The following is a 22,862-nucleotide window of genomic DNA, read 5'->3' as shown; positions in this document are numbered from 1 at the left end:
GGACAAATTTCTTTTTTAAAACAAGTAATAGTGAACAAAAAGCCCTCAGGTACAGTAACTGAAGGGCTCTTTTCTTTTTTAAATGTTCACAATATTGACATATATTTTCATAATATTCGAAATACATTTCGACATGAATGGAATGATTTCTAGTGTTATTCTATTTTGTAGTGTGTTTACTGTGAAATTAATAGTGAATTTTGTAATATTACGTTAGAATTGGTCGACCTTTTTAATTTTTCAATCAACAATTTGTCTGATAGAATAAAAACATAACTACAATAAAAATAGAATTCGTGTTTAGTAGATAAAAAAGTAGAAATGTGTAGAAGTATTTGGAGGGGCTCCAATCATAGTTAGGAGGGCTTTTTATGTATTTCAAAGTTAGGATCTGGAGAAGATTAACCAAAAATCAGAAGATTAGACTTCTTAGACAAAAAGCTCACATTAATTTAATTGGTAAAGGATTTATTGCATAGATTTGAACTTATACAAGATAAAGATGTACTTGGTTGAATAAATAATTGAATGAACAAAACCCGTCAGTTTAGACGGTGTTTTTTTGTTTATTTTGATTTTTCGCTAAGAGAAAAGGATAAAATTTGTGGCCCTTGACGTTATGAGGTAAAACATGTTACCATTTGGTCACTTGATATAAATGTGACTTTTTAGGCACATGTTTTTTAATCGATACTGAAAGGATCGATGTAATGAATGAAGAACTCTCTAACGTATTTAAAGCACTAGGGCATCCAATCCGCAGAAAGATTCTCGATATTCTTAAGCAGTCCCCTAGAACAACCGGAGAACTTGATGAGTATTTTCCGGAAGTTACTAGATATGCCATTATGAAGCATTTGAAGATATTAGAAGAAGGAAATTTGGTAGTGGTTCGACGTGAAGGAAAATATAAACGGAACTTTCTTAATGCGGTACCGCTTCAAGAAATGCATAACCGTTGGGTAGGAAAATATATGGAGCCTACGGCAAATTCTCTATTAAAGTTACGTTCTGCAATAGAACAAATAGGAGGAAAAGAAAAAATGAGTGAATTTCGTATTGAACAGGAGTTATTTATAAACGCATCGCGGGAAGCTGTTTTTAGAGCATTAACAGAAAGGGTGGAAGATTGGTGGGAATTTCGAATAGCACCCAAAGGAGTAACATCTCACTTTACATTTGAACCCGTACCAGGAGGACAATTTATTGAAAAATGGGGTGAAAATGACGGAGCCATCTGGGGGAATGTTTACTTTGTAAACGCTCCTGAAGAAATTCGTCTATTCGGACACCTTGGTATGCAAGGGGCTGTAAATAGTGCTTATACCTATCGTCTACAGGAAAAAGAAGGAGGAACTGTTCTTCAACTTTCACATACTGCATCAGGAGTAATCCAAGAACAATGGGAACAAGAACACTCGAAAGGGTGGGAATATCTTCTTGGAACCTTACTTAAAAATTACGTAGAAAATAAAGTGGAGTAAATAGACAATGGTAGATGTAGTTAAAAACATAATTATTAATCGTCCTATTTCACAAGTATCAGAGTATGCTTCGAACCCTGATCATGCACCAGAATGGTATGTTAATATTCATTCAGCAGAGTGGATATCTACTAAACCACTCGCAATAGGTTCACAAATTGCTTTTAAGGCGAAGTTTCTAGGGCGAGAACTTGCATATGTGTATGAAATCGTAGAATTTGTTCCAGGAAAGAAGTTAGTGATGAAAACGGCCCAAGGACCATTTCCAATGGAGACGATCTATACATGGCAAGCTATTAATGATCATCAAACACGAATGACTTTAAGAAATAAAGGAAATCCAACTGGCTTTTCAAAAATAATCTCGCCGTTTATGTCTTCTATGATGAAGAGGGCGAACATGAAAGATTTGATAAAAATTAAAGAAATTCTAGAAAAATAATTAAGAAACCTGCAAACACACCGTTAAATTATGAACGGTGTGTTTTCCATTATCCAATTAATATTTTTTCTTCTGCGTATTTTACTTTTGCTTCTTTTCTAGGATTTAATAAAGCAAATGCCATGGTTAGTGGCCCAAGTCTTCCTATAAACATCATGATGGTAATCAATACCCTTCCGAATGGGGATAGTTCTGGTGTGAAATTTGCAGACAATCCCACGGTTCCAAAGGCTGATATTGTTTCAAATAGAAGCTTGCTCATATCAGCTTTTTCAGTAAAAGTTAGTAAAAAGAATATAAGAAAGATAAAAAATATCGCAGCCACAACAATCGATAGCGATTTATTTACCAATTCCCAAGGAATCCTCCTTTTAAAGAGGTTCACATTGTCCCGATTGGTCACGACTGCCCAAAAAGCTAAAATAATAATGGCGAAGGTTGTTACTTTAATTCCACCACCAGTCGAACCTGGAGATGCACCAATAAACATCAGTGCCATCATAAAAACAAGAGAGGACAGGTTCATCGCTCCAATATCAATCGTATTAAAACCAGCGGTTCTGGTTACGACTCCTTGAAAATAAGAAGCCCAAAGTTTATCTTCAAAGGCAAGGTTTCCAATAGTAGCCGAATTGCTAAATTCAGAAATCAAGATGATTAGAAATCCTATTATATTTAAAAAGAGTGACATGAGTAATGCAACTTTGGAATGCAAGGATAGTTTACGAAAAGATTTCTTTGCCCATAAATCAAGTATAACGGTAAAACCAATACCCCCAGTAATGAAAAGAGAAGTAATGGCGATGTTTACCGTAGGGTCTCCCACCCATTTACTTAAATTATCAGGTTCAAGCCCAAAACCAGCATTATTGAATGCGGAAATAGAATGGAAAATCCCATAATAGATGGCTTTCCTGAGTGGCATTTCAAATGACCAGCGGATTGCTAAAACAGTAGCTCCTATTAATTCCACGATAAATGTAATAAGAATGATACGCTTAACTAAGGTGACAACACCTGCAAGAGAAAACACATTTAATGAATCCTGGAGCAGTAAGCGTTCCTTTAATCCAATTTTTTTCCCTAAGATAATGAACATAAATATTCCTGTGGTCATAAATCCCCAACCACCAACCTGTATCAAGCTAAGGAGAACTATCTCTCCAAACAAGGTAAAGGTTGTTCCCGTATCTACAACAGCCAAACCGGTTACACAAACGGCTGAGGTTGCTTCAAATAAAGCATCAATAAAGCTTAGTCCACGACCTTCTTCATAAGTAGCAATCGGCAACATAAAAAGAAAAGTCCCTAATAATATTAGACCACCGAAGCCGAGAACCAAGATTTGGGCAGGGTGCATTGTAATTAAATTTCCTTTTCTTTTATAGGTCTTCACTTTTTTAGTCTCCTCTAATAATCCATATTGAAATCTGTCATTGGTAATAATACCAAAAAGAGGCAAGTGAGTGATAGTGAATTTCTTACTTCTTTTTAGTTTAAAACATGAGTGTTTTTATTTTGGCAGGTTGTAAAAAATCTTGGTAAGATATAATACGACGATTAGAAAAAGTGAAAAACGGGGGCAATTAAATGTACAGCTTTAAGAACGATTACAGTGAAGGGGCACATCCTAGGATACTAAATGCCCTGTTAGAAACCAACCTGGAGCAGGATGAGGGGTACGGGGAGGATAGATATTCAAAAGAAGCAATTGAACTGATAAAGGAGAAAATCAGAAATCACGGCGTAGATATTCACTTCATCTCAGGCGGAACACAAACCAATCTTATTGCAATTTCAGCTTTCCTTAGACCGCATGAAGCGGCAATAGCGGTTAGCAGCGGTCATATTCTTGGGCACGAAACAGGTGCCATCGAGGCAACCGGTCATAAAATACTATCAGTTGAAGGCAAAGATGGAAAACTTTCACCATCTGATTTACAGGGAGTCCTAGACGGTCATCCGGATGAACACATGGTGAAGCCGAAATTAGTTTACATATCGAATTCTACTGAAATTGGCTCCATCTATTCTAAAAGCGAATTGCAGGAGTTACATGACTTTTGTCAGCGTAATCAACTAATTTTTTACATGGATGGTGCAAGGCTTGGTTCTGCGTTGTGTTCGGAGGAAAATGACCTGCAGTTGAGCGATCTCCCTAACCTGATGGACGCCTTTTACATTGGCGGGACAAAGAATGGCGCACTGATTGGTGAGGCATTAGTGATTTGCTCTGAATCGTTAAAGGAGGATTTTCGTTATCATATTAAGCAAAAAGGGGCCCTTCTTGCGAAAGGAAGATTAATGGGCATACAGTTTCTTGAACTTTTCCAGGATAACTTGTTCTTTGATTTGGCCACGCATGCCAATAAGATGGCAAGCATGATTAGAGAGGAACTAGTGAAAGCAAATGTTAAGTTTCTGACCCGCTCACCTTCAAATCAAATTTTTCCGATACTTCCGAATTCAGTCATCACGGAGCTACAAGGCAAATATGCATTTCATATTTGGGAGAAGGTAGATTCAGATTCATCTGCTATTCGCTTCGTGACATCGTGGGCTACAAAAGAGGAAGAGGTAACCAGTCTTATTGAGGATCTGAAAAAAGTCTTATAATGTTTTGGAAAAAAAAGATACAAAAGGCGATAGTCAAGCCTGAATGTATCTTTTTTTCTTGAGTAAACCCATTGAACATAAAAGAAGAAAATTTTTTATATAGAATTAAGGGAAGAATTTTAATGAGTAAAAAGTCCCATCATATTATTATTGGAGGTGTGAATAATGGGTTTTTTAGACAAACTATTTGGGAAACAAACCAAGGAGGAAGAAACAGTGACAAATGAAAAATTAAACATTGGAATTATCTTAGGAAGCACACGTCAAGGGCGAGTTAGTCCACAAGTAGGTGAATGGGTAAAAGGAATTGCCGACAAACGGACTGACGCCAATTATGAAATTGTTGATATTGCTGATTTCAATCTACCGTTTTTAGGCACTACGGATGGTTCAGAACCTGGAATTGGTGCCTGGAATGAAAAACTTGCGAACTTAGATGGGTTTGTTTTCATTGTTCAAGAATACAATCACAGTATTACGGGTGCATTGAAAAATGCATTGGATTTCGCACGGGAAGCTTGGAATAACAAAGCAGCAGGAATCGTAAGTTATGGATCAACAGGAGGAGCCCGAGCTGCTGAACATTTACGCGGAATCTGCGGTGAATTGAAAATTGCCGACGTTCGTACACATCCAACATTGAGCTTATTTACTGATTTTGTGAATGGGTCTGAATTTAAACCGCAAGATTTACACCTTGATAATGTCAATGCCATGCTTGGTGAAGTGGAGCAATGGAGTAAAGCATTAAAAACTGTAAGATAATACAGAAATAATAGCGTGTTGGTATAATACCAACAGTTTTAGTTCAGTAAGCACTCTAAAACGGGTGCTTTTTTTTGGATACTCTGTGTCAATAAGATTTAACTATGGAAGGGAATAGCCAAAGGACCTACAGTATAAAATAACGAGGGATAGAAATCATGATGAGGTGGGTAGTTGATGAATTACCAAGAAGGATTGAAACAGGTAGATAAAGCAACTAAAATGATTACTGAGGCAAACCAGTTAATTGTTGAAACAGTTATGAATGCCTTTTTATTTACTTGGCAGTGGTGGACAGCATTTGCTATGATAGTTGCCCCTTGGATTATTTGGGGGATACTCCGAAATCGTGAAAGCTCAGCCCGTTTATTTTCCGCAGGTTTATTGGTGATGGTTTTATCAGAAATCCTTGATACGTTTGGAGTTAGTTACGGAAAGTGGGCTTACCCAGTAAAGGTAGTTCCCGTAGCCACAATAAATTTTTCATACAGACTTTCTGTTTTACCAGTGTTTGTAATGCTATTGTTGCAATATAAGCCAAACTTTAATCCATTTATAAAAGCAGTTTTTTTCGGAGTGCTAGGTGCATATGTGGGTATGCCTGCATTGGCAAAAATTGATTTGTACAAGAAAATTGATTGGTCTTTTACATATTCTTTCTTGATCCTAACCTCATTCTATTTACTGGCGCACTGGTTTAGCCGCTCCAAGGCCTTTGAAAAGGTAGAGAAAAAATAATTAATATACACTGTTGAAAATATTGCTGCCGTCAAGGCAGTTTTTCTTTTCGAATGAAAAAGGATATAGAGTTGAACAAAATAAAATAAAATATGGTGGGATTATGTCATGCATATTAAAGATTTAAATAACCTAGTTTCGAAACTTGGACTTAAACCACACCCAGAAGGTGGTTATTACAAAGAAACCTTTCAGTCAGAAGAACAGATTAGTGATCGCGAATTATCGGTTAATTTTGAAGGAAAACGTAAGCTTTATACCAGTATTTATTTTCTTTTAACCTCAGATGATGTGTCCCATTTTCACCGGCTGAAATCAGATGAACTTTGGTACTATCACGGTGGAAGTTCTTTAAGTATTCATGTTATTGATGAAAGCGGTGAATATAAGGAAATTAAATTAGGGATGAATCTTGATGCAGGTGAAGTACTACAAGTCTTAGTGAAGAAAAATACGATATTTGGGTCATCCGTTTCGGAGAAGGATACTTGTTCATTAGTAGGATGTATGGTGTCCCCAGGTTTTGAATTTCAAGACTTTGAGTTGTTTACACAAGAAGAACTATTGAAAGTTTATCCGCAACACAAGGAAATCATTATGAAATTAGCTTATCAACAGCTGCCAAGTTCGTAGGAATAAATATAGAGGAGTATTTGTGAAGGTTATATTATGACAATTAGGTTTATTACATAAAAGTACAAACCGGAATCAAGATGATGATTCTAAACATGAACTCGCGCATGCTACAACCTCCCTCCCATTCTCTCAATACACTCATTATAGGAGAAAATTGTTAAGACACAGTATGTGGATTGTAAAATTTTTGTCAATTTCCGAACGTACAAAGAGTGTTTAAAAATACTACAGGATATCCCATAGAATCCTTTTCTAAATGAAGTAAATAATAACGATAGATTATTTTAGAAAATGGGTGAGATGGAAAATGGGTGAAAAAGCTATTAAGAGTAAACGAAAGGGATTATCAGCGTGGCAGCTAACGTTGATGGCGTTAGGAAGCGTTATTGGGGGTTCTTTTTTCCTTGGATCATCGGTAGCGATTAATGCAGCTGGTCCATCTATTTTACTATCGTACGTTTTAGCCGGCGGGCTTGTTTATCTTATTCTATATGCCTTATCTGAGATGACAGTAAGTGCACCAACAGTAGGTTCCTTTAGTACATTTGCGGCGAGGGAACTTGGACAAGGAACTGGATTCGTTGTGGGCTGGCTTTATTGGACAGGAACTGTTCTATCGATGTCGAGTGAGGCAACAGCCATATCATTATTAGTTCGTGAATGGGTTCCGAATGTATCAATCGCTTTGTTAGGCGGATCCATTATTGTAGCTGTTACCCTGCTTAATTTATTAGGTGCAGATAAAATAGGTAAGCTTGCAAGCGGCTTATCTGCGGTTAAAATTTTTGCGATTATCTTTTTTATCCTAACAGCATTGGTATTGATTGCAGGTTTAATGCCTGAAACCCCAGCGATTGGTGTGGGAGAGTTGGCAAGGGAACCAATTATGCCTGGTGGGATAAAGGGGATTGCCGGAAGTATGCTGCTGGTTGTTTTTGCGTATGCAGGTTTTGAGATAATAGGATTAGCGGCAACTGAGGCTGATAATCCAACTGAGACGATCCCGAAAGCGATTCGCTATACTGTTTTTTCACTGGTCGGATTATATATCCTGTACGCGGCAGTGCTGTTGCCACTTATTCCTACAGCAGAACTAAGTGAAAACGTCAGTCCCATGGTTGCTTCACTAAATCGATGGGGAATCGGCTGGGCAGGAACTGCACTTAATTTGGTATTGATTTCAGCCATTCTCTCAGCGATGTTGGCATGTATTTTTGGATTAGGCAGGATGATCCGCTCCCTTTCTGATGAAGGTCATGCACCCAATTGGCTTAAGGACAAAAGAGATGTACCGTACAAAGGTATATTATTTTCCGGGCTATCCATGCTGATTGGATTGTTTTTCGGTCTGCTATTTCCGCGAGCCTATCTTGTTTTAATTACATCAGGCGGATTTGCTCTAATTTTTACATATGCTGTAATTATGGCAAGCCATATCCGCTTTCGTAAAAGAGAAGGGTGTCCACCTGGTGGAATCTGTCAAATGCCGGGGTTCCCATTTACATCTTGGCTTGCACTAATAAGCTTAATCATTGTTTTACTATGTATGCCTTTTATTCCAGGTCAGACAGCCGGGCTCATAACTGGAAGTAGTATGGTAGTCATTTACTCCCTTATTTATTTTGTGATGAGCTACCTGCGACGTACTAGAACAACTGAAACACCCAAAAAAAGTATTTCACCCAGGGAATTCCGCCCAAACTACGCAACCGAACTAGCACGGGAATTATCTGAAAGAGTTGACGAAAGAAACAAGGATAAATAAACTAAAAGAGGTTTCTATTATAAAAATCAGAAAACTTAAGGGTGAAAGCATAGATCATGAAACAAAAAAAACCTCTTTTAGCATTTGAATTTGCCGATTCAAATGGAAATATACAACCATTAACGTTTGAAAATCCGGTCAGAGTAATTGCCGCTCATAAAGTGGAAGATGTCTTACCGTCCTTTCAGCTTGTTCAAGAGGCTGTGGAAGACGGGTATTACGCTGCAGGATTTTTATCATACGAGAGTTCTCCCGCATTTGATCCAGCATTTAACGTCAAAAGCGGGGGTTCTTTTCCTTTGCTCTGGTTTGGTATTTTCCAAAAACCCGAGCATAAACAAATAAGCAGTCATGGAGCTTTTTCCGAGGCCAAATGGAAACCGTCAATTACGATGGAGGAATATAATCAAGGAATTTCCTCTATTAAAAAATCTATTCAGCACGGAAATACATATCAAACCAATTATACAATCCGTCTTCACTCGCACTTTAGCGGTGATGATCTTGCTTTTTATACTAGGCTAAAAAAAGCACAAAGCTCGAATTATTGTGCTTACATACATACGGGTGAACATAGTATTTTGTCTGCTTCACCAGAGTTGTTTTTTCACTTGGATAATGGAAAAATTACGACCCGGCCAATGAAGGGCACGATTAAAAGAGGGACGTCTTTTGAAGAGGATGCCCAAAACGCAAACTGGCTGCTACAATCTGAGAAAAATCGTGCAGAAAACCTTATGATTGTCGATTTACTCCGAAATGACCTCGGAATGGTTGCTGAATCAGGAAGTGTTGAGGTTGAGAAATTATTTGAAATTGAACAATACCCGACGGTTCATCAAATGACCTCTACAATTTCTGCAGAGGTATCGGAAACCACCACCCTTGTAGATATCTTTAAAGCACTTTTTCCATGCGGGTCCATTACAGGTGCGCCAAAGGTTAGCACCATGAATATCATTGCAGATTTAGAAAACGAACCACGTGAGGTATATTGCGGTGCTATTGGCTATATTACACCAAATAAGGAAGCGATTTTTAATGTACCAATCAGAACAGTACTGATTGACCATTCAGCTGGCAGCGCCGTGTATGGTGTAGGTGGTGGAGTTACATGGGATTCCACATCGGAAGGGGAATACCATGAGATTCTTGCTAAAGCAAAGCTGTTAGAAGAAAAACCTAGTGAATTCCAATTGTTAGAGAGTTTGCTGCTAGACAATGGGAATTATTTTTTGCTTGAAGAGCACCTTAAACGCCTAGAGAATTCAGCTCGGTATTTTGGGTTTCGATTCGATATAGATCGTATAAGAGGATCATTAAACGAGTTTGGAGATAAAAATGGTAACGTAATGATGAAGGTTCGATTACTACTGGCCAAAGATGGGGAATGGACGATAGAAGACCAGCTTATTAAGCAACAGGATACAGTGTTAAAAGTGGTCCTCGCGGAAGAGTCAGTCGATAAAACAAATCCATTTCTGTACCATAAAACTACCAATCGTGAAATTTACGAAAAGTTTCAAAATCAGAAGCCAACTGAAGCTTTTGATGTCCTGCTTTGGAATCAAGACGGTGAATTAACCGAATTTACCAATGGCAACGTAGTAGTGGAAATCGACGGTGTACGATGGACTCCGCCAGTAAGCAGCGGCTTACTAGCTGGAACTTTTCGAGACAGATTAATCCATAAAGGAGAAATACTCGAAAAAGCACTCACACATGCTGATTTAAAAATCGCCACAAAAATATGGTTTATCAATAGTGTTCGTAAATGGAAAGAAGTTCAGCTAATTTAAAAAGTAAAAAGTCAAGTTAGATACGTGTAATCACCTTATCCCATAGGAAAGGTGATTATTTTTTTGTATTAGTAAAATTAATGGATTTCAAATTGGTCATTACATTGAATTAAGGACTCTTAAAAGTTAAGAATATCTTAAGGATTCTATGAAACTTTTCTTAAGTTTTTATTTGTATAGTAAAAACACAGAAGTTTTCTTGAGGAATTTTTTAAGGAGGCTATTAATGGTAGAAAAGGAAAAACAAATGTACCTTCTTTTAACGAATACGGGTTCATTTTTAACAAAATTAATAAAGCTTTATACAAAAAAACCATATAATCATGCATCTATTGCCTTTGATTGTCAGCTATCAGAAGTATATAGCTTTGGGAGAAAAACGGTCCGAAACCCTTTTATTGGAGGCTTTGTTAAAGAAAATGTGAAGACAGGTTTATTCAAACAAGCAAACTGTGTCATTTATTCTATTGCAGTAACTGAGGAACAAATTCAAAAGATGAACCAGGTTTTAAAAGAATGCGAATTAAAGAAGAAGGATTATCGATATAATTTTATAGGATTATTTGGCGTTATGTTTAATAAACCGATAAAAAGAAAAAATGCCTTCTTCTGCTCTCAATTTGTTGCTTTTCTACTTGAGGAATCTAACATCATCTATTTTAATAAGCCCCTCTCACTTATTACACCTCATGATTTGCAAAGTACATCTACATTTCAATTCGTCTATGAAGGAAAGCTAAAAGATTACCTTAATGAAAAAGAAGCTGAATTTCCTTTGAATTTTGTATCAGTTTGAAAATTTACGTTGTGAAATGAAATTCTCCTTAATGAGTTAGAGCAATTTTTGTTTTTTGCTGGTCTATGACAGTTTATTGTGGAATAGTAGTATTGAGAATTATAGAAATCTAATAAGAAAAAGTTGGAGGTATCATATGTCAATTTATGCTTTTCATGCTGAACTTTCAAATGGAGAAAATATTAGCTTAGAGGACTTTAAAGGAAAAGTATTGCTAATTGTCAACACTGCAAGTAAATGTGGATTAACCCCGCAATATGAGGGTTTGGAGAAAGTATTTAGGACTTACAAAGATCAGGGATTCTCCGTTTTAGCCTTTCCTTGTAATCAATTTGGCGGGCAGGAACCTGGTACGGATGAAGAAATCCAGGCATTTTGTTCGGTAAATTATGATGTGAGTTTTCCTGTGTTTAAAAAAATTGATGTAAACGGGGAGCATACACATCCACTCTATCGGTATTTACGTGAGCATGCCCCAGAAGATAGTAACGTGGATACCGGAAGTAGATTATATCAACATCTCAGAAACAATTTTCCTCAGATTTTAGAGAGTTCTGATATTAAATGGAACTTTACTAAGTTTTTAATTGATCAAAATGGAAATGTTGTTAAACGCTATTTCCCAAGTACCTTGCCGGAAGAGATGGAAAATGATATTGAGAAGTTACTAAAATAATTTTTAAATCGAAAGGGCCATAGCTGGTCCTTTTTTTTAATGATAAATGTCCACAAAATTGAAATAGATGGTTATAGGGAAGAATGATAAAATATAATAATCTAGAAAATAAAAGAGGACAGTTTGATATGAACAAAACTGAGGTAATTGCACGTAGAATACTAGGCTGGAAATTAAATCGGTGGGACAGATGGTATGACTCAGAAAAAGAGGTCTTTATTTATGACTTTCAGCCAGAAAAAAACCTTGAACAAGCACTTTTAATTGTTGAGAGATTAAAAAGTTTCGGTTATTCCTATTCAGTAACAGGTGAACATGAGGTTTGTTTTAATGATGTTTGCACAAGTGGTGAAACCTTAACACAGGCCATTACGGATGCAGCATTTTCTCTCGCCGACAATAGTACAATTGATGAAGGCTGGTTATAGATAAAAGACTCGGTTTTACCGGGTCCTTTTTCAAAAAAAGAACTCCTCAACATTGGAGGCGTTCTTTTGCAAATCTATTATCCCTTTATTGCGTCGTGCTTAAATCCGCTTTGGGTGGCATAGACCTCATACCATTCGTATTGCGGGGATTTAAACCATTCGTACTTTGGCAAATATACTAAGTATCTAGTATTCCCATCGGCATAAAGAATTGATTTGAAGATGGTTACATTGCCAAATCCAAACGTTTTGTCCAAATATCCTTCCATTCCACCTCTGATGATATTTTTTTTGTCTTCCTTTTCTTGCTTATGTAACTCCAGCACACCATCAATGAACATACTTAACACGACCAAAGTAATAAGGATTAATACGAAAATAAATAACTTTAACAATACAATACCTCCTATAAATTTTTTTGACTCAGTATTATTTTACATTCGGTAGAATGTGGAAGGTGTGATAAAAATAACAGGGGATAATGGACTCAGTTATTTATTTTTAAACTATTTGAGCCTGTCCATTTATGTTTCATGTCCATATATAAAGGGTGAAAGGAAAAGGAACTATTTGAGGGGCAATGATTGTCCAAGAAAGCTAGTAAAAGTTCCTTTTTCAAAAAAAGGAGGAATTAAATGTTGAAAATAACTCATGCTGCAGGACATGCACGTATCACACCAGGAAAACAGTCCCCTGATGGATATAAAGAATGGCAGGTTACAAGTGAGATTGTGAAGCTTGTAATGATGGAACTTGAAAGTTATGAAGGCGTTAGTCAAAAACGGATTGATGATCCTACTGGGGAAAGTGATTTTCCGCTAAACAAACGCTGTGAATTCATAAATACCTGGGGTTCAAATGTCCATATCGATTACCATTTGAATGCGTACGGAGCAGGATGGAACGATGCGGGTGGAACTGAAACGTATGTATATACCACGAGGCCAAAAGAAGCATTGGCACTCGCCGAAAAGATACAAGCAAATCTAGTGAGAGAATTAGGGTTTAGAAATCGTGGAGTTAAAGCATCTGATTTTCAAATAGTAAGAGAAACCAACATGACGGCAATATTAATCGAATTCGCCTTTATGACTAACCGTGATGAAGCCATGAAAATGAGGACAACGGAGTATCAGAAAAAAGCAGCGAAAGCAGTAGTAGAGGGGCTTGTTGTTCAGTATGGTTTAGTAAAGAAACTAGTTGAAAATCCAACAGCCAATGTGTTTTATCGCGTACAAGTCGGGGCATTTACAGATATCAATAATGCGAAGGGCTTGGTAGAAGAGTTGAAAGAAAAGGGATATCCAGCGATACTGATTAAGTAGAATAAATGAGTTTGGAAAAATATAGGTCTAACAGTCTAATAAGGTGTTATAACTCCATAAGTACAAGCATATGATTAATGTACCACCTATGATTATTCATAGAAAGAAAGTTTAGGAGGTTATTTGAATGGATTTTATGAGCAGAGTAGCGCCAGAATTGAAAGAAATACTTACGGTTTTCCCGCCGCTTAGACTTCCTGAGGGCTTGGAGGCTGCAAGACAAGCACCAGCCATTCCTATTGAAAAACTTGAAAGCGTCAACATTACTGTGCGTACTATTCCTGGTGGTGATGGACAGGATATGAAGGTTAAGATTTATGAACCTGTACTTCGTGGTGCTGAAAAACTACCAGCTCTGTTATTTATTCATGGAGGTGGATATGTTATAGGAGATGCAGATGGTTCTGACGGCGACTGTCAGGAGTTTTCACAGCAAGCTCAGTGTGTTGTCGTTTCCGTTGATTACCGTCTTGCACCTGAACATCCATATCCGGCACCACTTGAAGACTGTTATGCGGCATTGGTATGGATGACGAATGCAGCAAATGAGTTGAATATCGATGTGTCGCGTGTCGCTGTTGCGGGACAAAGTGCAGGGGGCGGGTTGACTGCTGCATTAAGTTTGTTGGCACGCGATCGGAAGGGTCCGGCAATCTCATTCCAAATGCCATTGTATCCTATGATTGATGACCGAAATGTAACACCTTCCAGCTACGAAATTACGGACGAACGTGCAATCTGGAACCGTGGAAATAATCTGGCAGGTTGGAGGATGTATTTGGGTGAACATGCAAACGGAGAAATTTCACCATATGCAGCACCAGCCCGTGCAAAAAATTTATCTAATCTACCACCCACATTCACTTGCGTAGGGCAATTAGATCCATTCCGCGATGAAACCATAGAATATGTAGCAAAATTAGCGCAAGCGGGTGTTCCTGTGGAATTCCACCTTTATCCAGGTGCTTACCATGGCTTTGAACTATTAAATCCTACTTCAGAAATAGGAAAAAAGGCAAAAAATGAATATGTTCAAGCATTGAAAAGAGCGTTACAGCTTCAGCCTGAATCAGTTAGTATTTAAAAATAATGTGCATTGGATGAGTTTTTTGTCCATTGCGCTTTTTTATTTACAGTTTAAAAATAGAATATTAGAATAAATGAATGTGTTTTCAGTATATTTTCATTAGGAGGAAAACCTAAGTGCTTGTTAATTCAAAAGAATTTACAATCAATGGTTTACGTTATATCATTAGGTCTGCCATGGAAAAGGATGCGAAAAGCTTATCTGAAGTCCGAGTGCAGATAGATGGGGAAACTGAGAATTTGGATAGGGAACAAGGCGAAGCATACATAGATGAATCAGGTTTTAAACAGATTATTAAGGAAGACTCAGAACGGGTTAACAACTTATTTTTGGTAGTTGAAGTACATGATAGAATAGTAGGTTTTTGCCGATGCGAGGGGAACCAATTAAAACGATCCTCTCATAAAGTAGATTTTGGAGTCTGTGTTTTGAAAGACTTCTGGGGGTATGGGATAGGAAAAAAGTTTCTAGAAGAATCAATTGGTTGGGCTGATGAAAATGGAATAAAGAAAATCTCCTTGAAGGTTCTAGAAACCAATAACAAAGCAATAAAGTTATATCAAAAGTATGGGTTTGAAGTGGAAGGTTCTTTAAAAAAAGATAAATTGTTATCAGACGGAAATTTTTATAATACCATTTTGATGGGAAGGTTGAATCCGTCCTAGGAAACTAAAGAGGCGATGCTTTAATGGGCATCGCTTTTGCACAGATTAGTAAGTGTTTGTCCTTAGCTAGGGTCATTTTCATCTAAAGTTAAAATAGTTACATTCGTTGATTCTCCGTTCTCGATTTCTTCCTGGCTAGCATCTTGATTTAAAATATCCTCTGTATTAATGCCTTCTGCAAGAGTGGGTTCCTCTTTTGAATAATTACCTTTTTTCATAACAGTCACCTCTACCGGTTTATTTTGTGTTAGAAATAACACTAGAATTATTGTTTGTAAAAATGTAAAAAGACATTCTTCCAAGTGGATTCGATATGTTTGAATTTGGTGAGTGTAAGTTCTACATATCTGATGGTACCTGTTTAACATTATTAGTAAATTATTAACAAATTCTGTTGTTTATTTTGTCTTGTTAAACTTGTATGATAATAGTAAGAAATACTTTATCAAAATGTAAGAATAGGGTCGTAATAACTAGGACCTCAAAAAACTGATAATTAACAATACTTTTAAAAAGGATTCTGGTTAAAATGAAAGATACATTCATACTGACTGATTTTGTGACAGAGCAAATATTTTCAATTGTTAGGTGGATATTTTTAGTAGTGTCTTGCGTGGTTTTTTATTATCCACCCATTGCCTCTATTGTGAACTTCGAATTACATACCTTTAATTATTTACTCATTTTTGGTTTTACCTATATGGCAATTACACAGGTTGCCCTATGGTTAGCACCTGGGAACCACACAATATTTACATTGCTAATGAAAACGGGGATACTTTTTGATTATATAGCGCTGATTTGGCTTTTATGTTTAACAGGTGGAGTCACGAGCCCGCTATTTCCAATTTCATACCTGCTCATCATCCATTCAACTATTTATTGGAAAATCCTCGGCGCTGCTTTATCTTGTACGGTTATGGTAATAAGTTATTGTGTTCTGTTTTGGATTAGTCTTCCTTTATCCAATCACTCTATTGTAATTTTTTCATTAAATATTACCTTCTTAATTGTAATTGGTTTTTTTGGAGCCCTGATCGTGAACAGAGAGCGCCACCATCATAAACTCCAATACGTTTACAAGGATTTGGTTGTTCGTGACTACTTAACAGGATTGTATAATCATCGACATTTTCAAGAATCTCTTAAAAACTCTTTAGCTGATATTAGTAAGATTGAAATGTCTGTGGTTCTGGCTGACATCGATAATTTTAAAATGATAAACGATCAGCACGGTCATGTAGTAGGGGACAAGGTGTTGATGAAAATAGGAGAGATCCTCCAAAATACCATCCCCCCCTCATTAGGGAGTTCCTTCCGCTATGGAGGAGAGGAATTTGCGATCCTATTTTCTACAACCGACAAGGAAAAAATCATTCCATGCCTAGAGCAGGTTTACAAAGAATTACGAGAGGTTGAGTTTACTAGTGAAAATGGGACCTTCAGCATTACGATGAGTTTCGGTTTATTTGTCAATCAACATAGTATTTCCAATCAAGTGGATCTTGTCAGACGCGCTGATAAGCTATTATATAAGGCAAAACATAATGGCAAAAACCAAGCTATATTTGATTGTGGAACGGTAATTAGGGGATGAAAATATATATAACCAAAAAAGCTGTTGATTTCGAATTCAACAGCTTTTTTATAGATTTTAATTGGCTCTCACCAAACGAACGGGATTAATCTCGAAGTGTTTTGAATATACGTTGGATATTCATCTGGAAACATTCGACCTTGTTGATCTTGGAATATACTAAGTGGTTGCGTAGCAAAAGAAGGAATTTTGTAAAAGAGAGAGAATTTATTATCATTCAAAGTGAATGAATATTTGGGAGGATTCTATGAAATTTGTTTTAATATTTGGTCCTCAAGCTGTTGGAAAAATGACAATAGGACAAGAACTGGCTAAAATTACAGGTCTAAAGCTTTTTCATAATCATATGACCATTGAACTGGTTACGCCTATTTTTGACTTCGGCACGAAGGAAGGCCAAAGATTAGTAACCTTGTTTCGAGAGGAAATATTCGAGGCAGTAGCAAAAAGTGATTTGGAAGGTTTAATCTTCACATATGTTTGGGCCTTCAATCATCCATCTGATTGGGAATATGTAAATAAAGTCTGTCAGATATTCGAGTCCAGAGGCGGCGATGTGTATTTTGTTGAACTGGAAGCAGATCTGAACGAAAGGTTAAAACGAAATAAAAGTCCTCACCGCCTTCTTCATAAACCGACCAAAAGAAATATAGAATGGTCTGAAAATAACCTAAAGAAGTCGATGGAAAAATACCGGTTAAATTCTCTAGAGGGTGAAATTACAAAACCAGAGTATATCAGGATTAATAATACATATATGAGTGCCGAAGAAACAGCGAAAGTCATAAAAGATAAATTTGAGTTATAAATATATTTATATTTGATTTCCAAAAAGAGGAGAACATCATGAAAACGAATTTCTTCAAATTAACAGAACCTACCCAAACGCTTGTTGAAGTATTTAACCGCTGGGAAAACAATCCCGATTTAATCCCGTTAACCCGTCCTAACCAAGACAAGATTGCATTGGAACGACGTGACACCATGACACTCGATGACTTAAAAAAAAGACTGGAACATCATCACACTTACCTGATTTATCTTGATGATCAGTTGGTCGGTGAAATGAACTATATGGTTGACCCCGATCACCTTTACAAGAATGAAGCAGGAACTGCATGGATTGGCATTACCATTGGAGAACCTGCTGGCAGGGGGAAAGGTATTGGGTATCAGGCAATTCAATTTTTAGAAGAAGAAATTAAGAAGGCTGGATTAACTCGGGTGGAATTGGGTGTGTTTGAATTTAACACCCAGGCTCGAAAGTTGTATGAAAAGCTAGGATACAAAGAGATTGGACGTATAGAAAATTTTACTTACTGGGCTGATAAAATGTGGTTTGATATCCGAATGGAGAAGTATTTATTAAAGGATGTATGAATCATGACTAATATTCAAACGTTAGACACTCCAAGCTTACTGGTAGATCATCAAAAATTGTTAAAAAATATAAGTGAGATTGCTAATTTTGCAAATCAACAAGGTGTCGTTTATCGTCCTCATATTAAAACACACAAATCTGTGAAAATCGCTCAGCTGCAAGTGGAAGCAGGAGCAGTTGGAGTAACAACAGCTAAAATTAGTGAAGCAGAAGTAATGGCTTCTGGAGGAATTAAGGATATATTAATTGCCTATCCTATTTCAAATCCAGACAAGATTAATCGATTAATTAAGCTAATACAAAAAGGGGTACGACTGAAAGTCTCCGTAGACAATCCTGAATCCTTACGTTATTTACAAAGAGGACTAGAACATACTCCACATACACTTGAAGTATGGATAAAGGTCAATTCAGGACTTAATCGGTGTGGAGTGGAACCAGGAAAGGAAGCTCTTCTTTTAGCAAAGGCAATAATGACTCATTCCAAGCTTAAACTCGGTGGGATTTTTACACATGCTGGACATTCGTATGCAGCAAAAACCTATGAAGAAATTGAAAACATAGGCCTGCAGGAAGGATTGGCAGTGGTAGAAAGCGCAAAGGAATGTGAACAAGCAGGGATTCCGATACTAGTTCGAAGTGTTGGTTCTACACCAACATTCAAAATTGCAGGAAAAGTACCTAGCGTAACAGAAATAAGACCAGGTAATGCGGTGTTTTTCGATGCCATTCAAGTTGGTCTAGGTGTGACAAGCATAGAGAATTGTGCAGTAACTTTACTAGCATCGGTAGTTGGCGTCTATAAAGATCGGATAATTTTCGATACAGGCAGTAAGTCTTTATGTTTAGACAAAGGTGCACATGGTAATCAGACTGTTAGCGGGTTCGGCCATATCATCGGGCACCCTGAAATAATCATCGAACGTTTATCGGAAGAACATGGGGTAGGAATTTTAGTAGGAGAAACAAATCTAAAGATAAATGATAAAGTACAAATCATTCCCAACCATGCCTGTCCGGTCGTCAATCAGTTTGAAGAGTATGTGGTTTATGAGAATGGACAGTTAACTGACGTATGGAAAGTCGACGCAAGAGGAAAGGTTAAATAATGTCCTTCAGTGATTGAAAGTAACGAACTCTAACTCCGCCATGAATTTTGGCGGTGTTTTTTATTTTTTAAAATAACTTTAGTCAAATTTGATAGATAGATTCTTGTTCGTTATGATAGGGAAGTAAGAATTAGTTTTTAAGTGGTAAGCGTATTTGAAGGGAGACCAACTAGCATAATGGTATATCTACTGATCATTTTGGGCGTTCTGGCAATTGGAATCATACTTTTTATTAATTTACACCCGACGTTTGGGGGCAGCCCAAGTAAGCAGGATCGTGAGCGCAATCGTTATTTCAACCATTATAAAAATAATCAATTTGTCAATCAAAGTCCTACAGACATGAAAATGGATCTATCTACCATTCTTTCACTATTGAAGGATTCCTTAACAGGAAAAAAGGATCGAAGTCCTAATAACCCTATTCCAATTTCTCTTGATTGGAATAAGATCAACAGTGTTGAAGACAGCTTAACGTGGTTTGGTCATTCAACGATTCTCCTCACATTAGACAAAAAGAAAATCCTGATTGATCCGATGTTTGGACCGTCTCCATCACCCGTCTCGTTTGTCGGTACAAAGCGTTACAGCGAAGATCTATTATATGTAATTGAAAAATTACCACAAATCGATGTTGTGTTAATCACACATGACCATTATGATCATTTGGACTACCCATCCATTATCAAAGTAAAAGATAAAGTGGGTCATTTTATCGTCCCACTTGGCGTAGCTGCACATTTAGTAAGGTGGGGCATAAATGAAGAACGAATCACAGAATGTAATTGGTGGGATGAGAAGCAGTGGGATGGATTAACAATCGCTTCAGTTCCGTCACAGCATTTTTCCGGCAGGGGATTGTTCAATCGGAATAGTACTTTATGGAACGGCTGGGTCATTCTTGGAGAAAATCTGAGAATTTATACGAGCGGGGATGGCGGATATGGACCGCATTTTAAGCAAATCGGTGAAAAATATGGTCCTTTTGATCTCACTTTAATGGAAGGCGGCCAATATGATAAACGGTGGTCAGCAATCCATATGCAGCCAGAAGAATCTGTTCAAGCTCATCTTGATGTAAAAGGTAAAAACATGATGCTGATTCACTGGGGAGCTTTTACTTTGGCTTATCATAGCTGGACAGACCCAGTAGATAGAGCAATACGTGCTGCTAAACAAAAAGAAGTAAAATTAATTGCACCAAATATTGGGGAAACGGTTGTTTTAAATGGAAGATTCCCAGAACCTAATTCCTGGTGGAAAGAGCTCAGCACGAAAAACAGTCTTGAAATAGAATCATCAACGCCACAGTAGCTGTCAATAATTCAATGTCAACCAAATTGACATCCGATTTTGGATTTTGTATAGTAAGGTTGTAGATTATGATTGGAGTGAATCAGTTGATCCCAACCTCTGAATTACAAAATTTAGATCTGATTGACCTATTGAGCGAACGTCATTCTTTAGTCCGAAAAATCTCAGAGAAAGCATGGAACAATCAAAGTGAGATTCATATTTCTAATTCTGAATGGTATATCATGTCTAGAGTTTATAAAAAGAAGCCTACCATTTCCTATATCACAAAAAATGTAGAAATTTCTCGTCAGGCAATTCATAAGTTTATCAATAAGCTTGCTGAAAAGGGATTAGTCGAAATCGATAATGTTGAAAACAACAAGAAGGAAAAGTGTATACAGTTAACTGCTTTCGGTGAGGAATGCTATGAGAAAAACGAGGCTCTTAAGGCCGAACTTGAGAATAAAATTGCCGAAAAAATAGGTACGGAGCAAGTAAAAATTCTTAAAAATCTACTAAAGTTAGATTGGGATATAAATCAATAAAATCAAACCCCCGCTTTGTTTGCACAAGGTGGGGGTTTTTATATTATTTAACATTTATCGTCAACTTAGTTGATAATAACTCAAGAAAAATATTTTGTCAACTAGGTTGACGTTAAAGAAAAATCTTTGATATAGTTAACAGGTTCGTAAGTAAGCAGGGGATAAAACGGAAATAGGTAATTCTTTTTAGGGATTACCAAAATGGTCAAATTTATTAAAAGGAGATAGTAATAATTTTATGAGTACACAAGTTCAAGTTAAAAATCCTAAGACAATGGCATTTATCTTAATGTTAGGTGCTTTTGCTGGATTATTTGGTGAAACGGCATTAAACATGGCACTTTCCAATATTATGGAACAATTTGTAGTTCCGGCAACCACTGCACAGTGGCTGACTACAGGATATTTATTAGTTTTAGCAATCTTAGTTCCAATCTCAGCACTGTTAATGAAATGGTTTACGACAAGACAATTGGTAATCGGGGGACTGACTATTTCGCTGGCAGGAGCCATTTTGGCAGCGTTAAATATCAGTTTTAGTGTTTTATTACTTGGTCGTGTTGTTCAGGCAATCGGTACAGGACTTTTATTGCCGGTTATGTTAAGTGTTATGCTTCTTATCTTCCCCATCCAGAAACGTGGAGTCGTTATGGGGCTTATGGGTCTAGTTATTACCTTAGCTCCAGCCTTGGGTCCAACACTTTCAGGTGTCATTATTAGTACATTAAGCTGGCCATATATTTTCTGGTTTAGTGCCATTGCTTATGTTTTACTGATCTTGGTTGCTGCAGCTAAAATTGAAAATGTGTCGGAAATTACGAAACCTAAAATCGATGTTTCGTCCATTCTTTTATCAACAATCGGTTTTGGCGGATTAATTTTTGCATTGAGTACAATGGCTGAAGAAGCTTTTTCATCAACTAAAGTATGGGCACCTTTAGTAGTAGGTCTTATCGCATTAATATCATTTGGTATTCGTCAAAATAAAATGGCTCAACCTATGGTTAATTTACGTGTCTTTAGATATCCAATGTTCACATTAGGAACATTGTCGATGTTTCTTGGCATTCTAATCATTTTATCAACGGGAATTTTACTGCCTCTGTATTTAAAAGGTGCTTTATTATTTAGTGCTGCGATGGCTGGTTTATTATTACTACCTGGTAATGCAGTCAACTTTATCTTGTCACCGATTGTAGGGGCTCTTTTCGATAAAATCGGAGCACGACGTTTTACTATTATTGGGTTTATCTTTGTTTTGATCGGGAATATTGTTTTTCTTTCGACTCTTTCAAGTCAAACACCTGCATGGCAAGTCATCGTAGCGTTTATGATTTTATTCTGTGGTTTATCGATGGTTATGATGCCTGCCCAAACAAATGCAATGAATCAATTACCACGTGAATTATATGGTGATGGATCAGCAGCCATGAATACACTAAATCAAGTTGCAGGAGCAGCTGGTACAGCGATCGCCATCACGGTATTTACAAGTGGACAAAACAGTTATGTAATGGACTTTCCGAATGCTACCCAGCCTGAAATATTAGCTGCTGGAATTAAATATGCTTTCTACTTTATTACAGGCATTTCCGCAGTTGGATTAATAGGTTCTTTCTTCGTAAAAAAACCTAGTGCAGTAACAGAAAAATCACAAGCAGTCGTGCAATCAGCAGAACCTGTCAGCAGGTAGCGGCATTTTCAATAAATCT

The 22,862-nt window shown here is 37.0% G+C and carries 24 protein-coding genes; 21 read left to right on the top strand and 3 right to left on the bottom strand.

Annotated elements, in window-relative coordinates; all coding sequences use genetic code 11:
• Window positions 1–710 precede the first annotated feature (710 nt).
• A complete protein-coding gene (locus tag ABC255_RS17945; RefSeq protein ID WP_412995594.1) occupies window positions 711–1,484 on the top strand; it encodes an SRPBCC domain-containing protein in 774 nt (257 codons plus the stop codon).
• A gap of 7 nt (window positions 1,485–1,491) precedes the next feature.
• Window positions 1,492–1,926 carry an SRPBCC family protein gene (locus ABC255_RS17940; protein ID WP_412995592.1) on the top strand — a complete coding sequence of 145 codons (435 nt, stop codon included), beginning with the start codon at window positions 1,492–1,494 and terminating at the stop codon, window positions 1,924–1,926.
• 49 nt (window positions 1,927–1,975) lie between these two features.
• Here the strand turns inward: ABC255_RS17940 and ABC255_RS17935 are convergent, their stop codons facing one another.
• A complete protein-coding gene (locus ABC255_RS17935; protein ID WP_412998580.1) occupies window positions 1,976–3,370 on the bottom strand; it encodes a TrkH family potassium uptake protein in 1,395 nt (464 codons plus the stop codon).
• Between the two features lie 146 nt (window positions 3,371–3,516).
• Here ABC255_RS17935 and ABC255_RS17930 point away from each other — a divergent pair, with 146 nt between their 5' ends.
• From ABC255_RS17930 to ABC255_RS17890, 9 genes are all read left to right on the top strand, one after another.
• The gene (locus tag ABC255_RS17930) at window positions 3,517–4,542 is read left to right on the top strand and encodes a threonine aldolase family protein (RefSeq protein WP_412995590.1); all 1,026 of its coding nucleotides are present in this window, start codon (window positions 3,517–3,519) and stop codon (window positions 4,540–4,542) included.
• Between the two features lie 165 nt (window positions 4,543–4,707).
• Complete coding sequence (locus ABC255_RS17925; protein WP_412995588.1) at window positions 4,708–5,307, top strand: NADPH-dependent FMN reductase; 600 nt, start codon at window positions 4,708–4,710, stop codon at window positions 5,305–5,307.
• A 177-nt stretch (window positions 5,308–5,484) separates the two neighbouring features.
• The gene (locus ABC255_RS17920; protein WP_412995586.1) at window positions 5,485–6,045 is read left to right on the top strand and encodes a CBO0543 family protein; all 561 of its coding nucleotides are present in this window, start codon (window positions 5,485–5,487) and stop codon (window positions 6,043–6,045) included.
• A gap of 108 nt (window positions 6,046–6,153) precedes the next feature.
• Window positions 6,154–6,678, top strand: a complete 525-nt coding sequence (locus tag ABC255_RS17915; RefSeq protein WP_412995584.1) for a cupin domain-containing protein — start codon at window positions 6,154–6,156, stop codon at window positions 6,676–6,678.
• A 310-nt stretch (window positions 6,679–6,988) separates the two neighbouring features.
• On the top strand, window positions 6,989–8,446 hold the full coding sequence (locus ABC255_RS17910) for an amino acid permease (RefSeq protein WP_412995582.1): 1,458 nt from the start codon (window positions 6,989–6,991) through the stop codon (window positions 8,444–8,446).
• Window positions 8,447–8,502: 56 nt separating this feature from the next.
• Window positions 8,503–10,245: an aminodeoxychorismate synthase component I gene (pabB, locus tag ABC255_RS17905; protein ID WP_412995580.1), complete on the top strand. Its 1,743-nt coding sequence runs from the start codon at window positions 8,503–8,505 to the stop codon at window positions 10,243–10,245.
• Between the two features lie 226 nt (window positions 10,246–10,471).
• Window positions 10,472–11,041, top strand: coding sequence for a hypothetical protein (locus tag ABC255_RS17900; protein ID WP_412995579.1), 570 nt, complete (start codon window positions 10,472–10,474; stop codon window positions 11,039–11,041).
• A 136-nt stretch (window positions 11,042–11,177) separates the two neighbouring features.
• Window positions 11,178–11,717: a glutathione peroxidase gene (locus ABC255_RS17895; RefSeq protein ID WP_412995577.1), complete on the top strand. Its 540-nt coding sequence runs from the start codon at window positions 11,178–11,180 to the stop codon at window positions 11,715–11,717.
• Window positions 11,718–11,845: 128 nt separating this feature from the next.
• Window positions 11,846–12,145 carry a BC1872 family protein gene (locus tag ABC255_RS17890; RefSeq protein ID WP_412995576.1) on the top strand — a complete coding sequence of 100 codons (300 nt, stop codon included), beginning with the start codon at window positions 11,846–11,848 and terminating at the stop codon, window positions 12,143–12,145.
• Window positions 12,146–12,222: 77 nt separating this feature from the next.
• On the opposite strand, the gene ABC255_RS17885 is transcribed toward ABC255_RS17890, so the two are convergent.
• Window positions 12,223–12,540: a hypothetical protein gene (locus ABC255_RS17885; RefSeq protein WP_412995575.1), complete on the bottom strand. Its 318-nt coding sequence runs from the start codon at window positions 12,538–12,540 to the stop codon at window positions 12,223–12,225.
• 240 nt (window positions 12,541–12,780) lie between these two features.
• Between ABC255_RS17885 and ABC255_RS17880 the strand changes: the two genes are divergently transcribed.
• The 3 genes from ABC255_RS17880 (at window position 12,781) to ABC255_RS17870 (ending at window position 15,222) form a co-directional block, all read left to right on the top strand.
• A complete protein-coding gene (locus ABC255_RS17880) occupies window positions 12,781–13,470 on the top strand; it encodes an N-acetylmuramoyl-L-alanine amidase (protein WP_412995573.1) in 690 nt (229 codons plus the stop codon).
• 127 nt (window positions 13,471–13,597) lie between these two features.
• Entirely contained in the window at window positions 13,598–14,554 is a 957-nt protein-coding gene (locus ABC255_RS17875; protein WP_412995571.1) for an alpha/beta hydrolase, read from the top strand.
• Window positions 14,555–14,673: 119 nt separating this feature from the next.
• The gene (locus ABC255_RS17870) at window positions 14,674–15,222 is read left to right on the top strand and encodes a GNAT family N-acetyltransferase (protein WP_412995569.1); all 549 of its coding nucleotides are present in this window, start codon (window positions 14,674–14,676) and stop codon (window positions 15,220–15,222) included.
• Window positions 15,223–15,284: 62 nt separating this feature from the next.
• Here the strand turns inward: ABC255_RS17870 and ABC255_RS17865 are convergent, their stop codons facing one another.
• Complete coding sequence (locus ABC255_RS17865; protein ID WP_412995568.1) at window positions 15,285–15,482, bottom strand: hypothetical protein; 198 nt, start codon at window positions 15,480–15,482, stop codon at window positions 15,285–15,287.
• Window positions 15,483–15,751: 269 nt separating this feature from the next.
• Here ABC255_RS17865 and ABC255_RS17860 point away from each other — a divergent pair, with 269 nt between their 5' ends.
• The 7 genes from ABC255_RS17860 to ABC255_RS17830 all read left to right on the top strand — a co-directional run bounded on the left by ABC255_RS17860 (window position 15,752) and on the right by ABC255_RS17830 (window position 22,843).
• Window positions 15,752–16,819, top strand: a complete 1,068-nt coding sequence (locus ABC255_RS17860) for a GGDEF domain-containing protein (protein WP_412995566.1) — start codon at window positions 15,752–15,754, stop codon at window positions 16,817–16,819.
• A 247-nt stretch (window positions 16,820–17,066) separates the two neighbouring features.
• Window positions 17,067–17,627 (top strand): AAA family ATPase, encoded by a 561-nt coding sequence (locus ABC255_RS17855; protein WP_412995564.1) that lies wholly within the window; start codon window positions 17,067–17,069, stop codon window positions 17,625–17,627.
• A gap of 38 nt (window positions 17,628–17,665) precedes the next feature.
• Entirely contained in the window at window positions 17,666–18,199 is a 534-nt protein-coding gene (locus ABC255_RS17850; protein ID WP_412995563.1) for a GNAT family N-acetyltransferase, read from the top strand.
• A 3-nt stretch (window positions 18,200–18,202) separates the two neighbouring features.
• Window positions 18,203–19,309 carry a D-TA family PLP-dependent enzyme gene (locus ABC255_RS17845; RefSeq protein WP_412995561.1) on the top strand — a complete coding sequence of 369 codons (1,107 nt, stop codon included), beginning with the start codon at window positions 18,203–18,205 and terminating at the stop codon, window positions 19,307–19,309.
• Window positions 19,310–19,486: 177 nt separating this feature from the next.
• Entirely contained in the window at window positions 19,487–20,623 is a 1,137-nt protein-coding gene (locus tag ABC255_RS17840; protein WP_412995559.1) for an MBL fold metallo-hydrolase, read from the top strand.
• 68 nt (window positions 20,624–20,691) lie between these two features.
• Entirely contained in the window at window positions 20,692–21,150 is a 459-nt protein-coding gene (locus ABC255_RS17835) for a MarR family winged helix-turn-helix transcriptional regulator (RefSeq protein WP_412995557.1), read from the top strand.
• A gap of 238 nt (window positions 21,151–21,388) precedes the next feature.
• Complete coding sequence (locus ABC255_RS17830) at window positions 21,389–22,843, top strand: DHA2 family efflux MFS transporter permease subunit (RefSeq protein ID WP_412995555.1); 1,455 nt, start codon at window positions 21,389–21,391, stop codon at window positions 22,841–22,843.
• The last annotated feature ends 19 nt before the right edge of the window (window positions 22,844–22,862 follow it).

It is taken from the genome of Neobacillus canaveralius, assembly GCF_047237705.1.
GTDB lineage: Bacteria > Bacillota > Bacilli > Bacillales > Cytobacillaceae > Neobacillus > Neobacillus niacini_K.
This window is presented reverse-complemented; position numbering and strand designations above follow the sequence as displayed.